Annotated in this window: 5 protein-coding genes; 1 reads left to right on the top strand and 4 read right to left on the bottom strand. The window is 72.5% G+C overall.

The window, feature by feature from the left end; genetic code table 11:
- The 4 genes from H5J29_RS35415 to mftA all read right to left on the bottom strand — a co-directional run.
- Positions 1-1230, bottom strand: a 1230-nt coding sequence (locus H5J29_RS35415; RefSeq protein ID WP_446686493.1) for an oxidoreductase, incomplete at its 3' end; no start/stop codon positions are given.
- A gap of 148 nt (positions 1231-1378) precedes the next feature.
- Positions 1379-2602, bottom strand: coding sequence for a mycofactocin radical SAM maturase (mftC, locus tag H5J29_RS25760; protein ID WP_181783607.1), 1224 nt, complete (start codon positions 2600-2602; stop codon positions 1379-1381).
- A 12-nt stretch (positions 2603-2614) separates the two neighbouring features.
- A complete protein-coding gene (gene mftB / locus H5J29_RS25755; protein WP_181783606.1) occupies positions 2615-2926 on the bottom strand; it encodes a mycofactocin biosynthesis chaperone MftB in 312 nt (103 codons plus the stop codon).
- Positions 2916-3017, bottom strand: a complete 102-nt coding sequence (gene mftA, locus H5J29_RS25750) for a mycofactocin precursor MftA (protein WP_181783605.1) — start codon at positions 3015-3017, stop codon at positions 2916-2918. The genes mftB and mftA overlap by 11 nt, the downstream gene beginning before the upstream one ends.
- 121 nt (positions 3018-3138) lie before the next feature.
- Between mftA and H5J29_RS25745 the strand changes: the two genes are divergently transcribed.
- Positions 3139-3454: DUF952 domain-containing protein (locus H5J29_RS25745; protein ID WP_181783604.1), on the top strand; the 316-nt coding region annotated here is incomplete at its 3' end.

The following is a 3454-nucleotide window of genomic DNA, read 5'->3' as shown; positions in this document are numbered from 1 at the left end:
GACCAGCGGGTTGCGCGGGTCGCGGGCGCGGTGCTGGTTCGCCAGGGTGCAGGGCCGGATCCGCTCCGACGTGCCCGCCCGCACGTGCGCGACGAGCCGGGGGTCGGCGATCTGCGCCCGCGTCATCTCGACGAGCGCGAACCCCTCCCCGACGGCCGCCGCGGCCATGGCGGGGTCCACCACACTGCCCTGCAGCACGACGGGCACGCCGCGGCCCAGGAACGACCGTGCCAGGTCGCGGTTGAACCCGGGCGGAGTGTGCAGGTCGGGGCGGGTGGCCGAGACGGTGAGTCCCGATCCCCGGACGGGCACGAGATAGTCGACGAGGTCCGCGAGCCCGGGTCGGAGGGCGTGTTCCCGACCCGCGGACGGGGCGACTCCCGCACCCCCCGAGGACGACTCGCGCGCCTTCGGAGGACGGCTCGCGGGGTTTCGATGTCCGACTCGCGCGTCGAAAGTGGGGGACTCGCGCGTCGGGAGTGAGGGACCCGCGGGGACGTGGTGTCCGACTCGCGCGTCGGAACCGGGGGACTCGCGCGTCGAAAGTGGGGGACTCGCGGGGAACAGGGGGGTGAGGGACGGCGGGGTGATGCCTGCCCAGGGAGCGAGCTCGTCGACGCAGAGGCGCAGCCCCACGATCCCGTCGCCCACCGCCGCGCGGACCGCCGCCAGGACCTCGCGGAGCAGCAGGGTCCGGTCCTCGCCGTAGGCGTCCGCGCGCTGGTTCGTGAGGCCGGAGAGGAACTGGCGGAGCAGGGAGTGCTGCCCCGCGTTGATCTCGACGCCGTCCAGGCCGTCCGCGACCGCGCGCGCGGCGGCCGAGGCGAAGCCGGCGACGACGGCCTCGATCTCGGGCTGCTCCATGACCTGCGGGACCTCGCGGGTCACCACGTCCGGCACCCGCGACGCACCCCACAGCGCCCGGCCGGTGAACGCCGAGGTGCCCTGGGACCCGCTGTGCCCCAGGGAGCCCAGCAACAGCGCGTCCCCGCAGGAGCCGGCGAGCGCCGCCCAGCCGGGGACGGGTGCCCGCGCGTAGGGATGGTCGGAGGGGTGCACCGACGCCGTCTCGCAGACGATCACGCCGCACCCGCCCGCGGCCCGCTCGGCGTAGTAGGCGCGGTGCCGGTCGGAGAAGGTCCGCCCGCGCCCGAGGTTGGTCACGTGCGGCCCGAACAGCACCCGCGAGGGCGCCCACCGCGCACCGACCCGCACCGGCTCCCCGAGCATCACACCTCCCGATGACACCGACGCGGAACGCACGAACGGCACTCTCGCTCAGTAGGTCTGAGCGAGAGTGCCGTTCGTGCCACCGCTGGTCGGTCGCTCGGCGCCGGACCCGTCCTCGCGGGTCCGGCGCCGGCGGACTGTGGGCCGGTCAGGAACCGGCGATCGGGACCCGCAGGCCCGAGTCGGACTCCGAGGCGCCCAGGCCCGCGAGCGGGCTGGTCTCGCAGGCCCGGTCCGGCCTGCCCATGGTGAGCTGCAGCAGGACCGGGGACTTCTTGCCGAGCTTGGTCCGCGAGTGGTCCACCTCGGACTTGGGGATCACGTGCCCGTCCCCGCGCGCAGCCAGGGCCTGCTCGCCGAACCCGCGGACGCACTCGGGGTCGGGCCCGTCGAGCGGGAGGCCGGTGAAGAACTTGGCCGCCATGCAACCGCCCTGGCACGCGTCGTAGTGCATGCAGGACTGGCAGGCCCCACCGGTCTGCGGCTGCCGCAGCTCGGTGAACAGTTCGGAGGACTCCCACACCTTCTGGAAGCCCCCCGGGGAGCGGACGTTCCCCGCGAGGAAGTTCTCGTGGATCGCGAACGGGCAGGCGTAGACGTCGCCGACGGGGTCGATCAGGCAGACCACGCGCCCGGCACCGCACAGGTTCAGCCCCGGGAGGGCCTCGCCGAACGCCGAGAGGTGGAAGAAGGAGTCGCCGGTGAGGACCTGGTCACCGCGGTCGACCAGCCAGTCGTACATCTGCTTCTGCTGCGAGGGCAGCGGGTGCAGCTCGTCCCAGACGTCCGCGCCGCGACCGGACGGCCGCAGCCGGGTGATCCGCAGCTGCGCGCCGAACTTGTCCGCGATCGCCTTGAACTCGTCGAGCTGGTCGACGTTCTGCCGGGTCATGACGACCGAGATCTTCGGCTCCTTGAAACCCGCCTCGGCCAGGTTCTCCAGCGCCTTGATCGCCATGTCGTACGAGCCGGGGCCGCGGACGTAGTCGTTGACCTCGGCGGTGGCGCCGTCGAGCGAGATCTGGATGTCGACGTAGTCCATCGCCGCCAGCTGCGCGGCGCGCTTCTTGTCGATCTTCAAGCCGTTGGTGGAGAACTTGACCCCGACGTTGTGCGCGATCGAGTAGTCCAGCAGCTCCCAGAAGTCCGGCCGGACCGTGGGCTCGCCGCCGCCGATGTTGATGTAGAAGACCTGCATGCGCTGCAGCTCGTCGATCACGGCCTTGGCCTCGGCTGTGGTCAGCTCACGCGGGTCGCGGCGACCGGACGAGGACAGGCAGTGGGCGCAGGAGAGGTTGCAGGCGTACGTGAGCTCCCACGTCAGGCAGATCGGTGAGTTGAGGCCGTACTGGAAGTGGTCGACCAGCTTCATGGTGGGAGCTCCTTAGCGCGGTTCGATCGTCCCGGAGGCGGCCAGTCCGGCCAGCGCCTTCAGGTAGGCGGGGCGCTGGGCCTCCTCGACGCCCGCCGCCTCGATCGCGGAGTGGACGTCCGGGTGGCTCTCCAGCCCCTTCACGACCTCCACCAGCGGGAGGGTCTTCAGGAAGGACAGCTTGCGGGTCCCGAAGTGGTAGACGAGCGCGCCGAACGGTTCCGGCCGCAGCGAGACCTGGGGGCTGCAGCGGTACGGAGCGGCGGGGTCGAACGTTCCGACCCCGGCCGCGTCCGCAGCGCGCTCGGGCGTCTTAGTAGACACCGCACATACCGTCGATGGAGACCTCCTCGACGAGGGTCTCCTCGACGACGGGGGCGTCCTCGATCTGCTCGGACTGCTCGATCGGAGCCATGGGTACCTCCAGGTGAGACGTCGGTGTCGGGCTCTTCGGACGATATTGGCACCCGGTGCCTAAAGCAAGGGTCGGCCCCCAACCCCCTCCGAGCGGAGAGGCCGGAGGGCATGCTGGGGCAGTGCACGATCCGCTCCTCCACCTGACCACGCCCGCCGAGTGGCGGGCCGCGTTGCGGCTCGGGGCGGTGGCCCCGCCCTCGCTCGCCGAGGTGGGGTTCGTGCACCTCTCCACCGCCGAGCAGGTCGCGCTGCCCGCGGACCGGCTCTTCGCCGGGCGGCAGGACCTGCTGCTGCTGGTGCTCGACCCCGATCGGCTCCCGGAGGTCCGCTGGGAGCCCGGGGTCCACGGCGACCCGGCCGCGATGCGCTTCCCGCACGCCTACGGCCCGGTCCCGACGGCCGCCGTCCTCGCCGTGCTCCCCTCCCCCCCGCGGC

Source organism: Pseudonocardia pini, from assembly GCF_013870575.1.
In the GTDB taxonomy this organism is placed as follows: domain Bacteria; phylum Actinomycetota; class Actinomycetes; order Mycobacteriales; family Pseudonocardiaceae; genus Pseudonocardia; species Pseudonocardia pini.
Note: the sequence above shows the minus strand (reverse complement) of the source record. Positions and strands in the feature narration are given on the sequence as shown.

What these genes read in the sequence shown, in the direction of transcription:
- mftC (WP_181783607.1), bottom strand. Translation starts at nt 2,602, where the DNA reads ATGAAGCTGGTCGACCACTTCCAGTACGGCCTCAACTCACCGATCTGC.
- mftA (WP_181783605.1), bottom strand. Translation starts at nt 3,017, where the DNA reads ATGGCTCCGATCGAGCAGTCCGAGCAGATCGAGGACGCCCCCGTCGTC.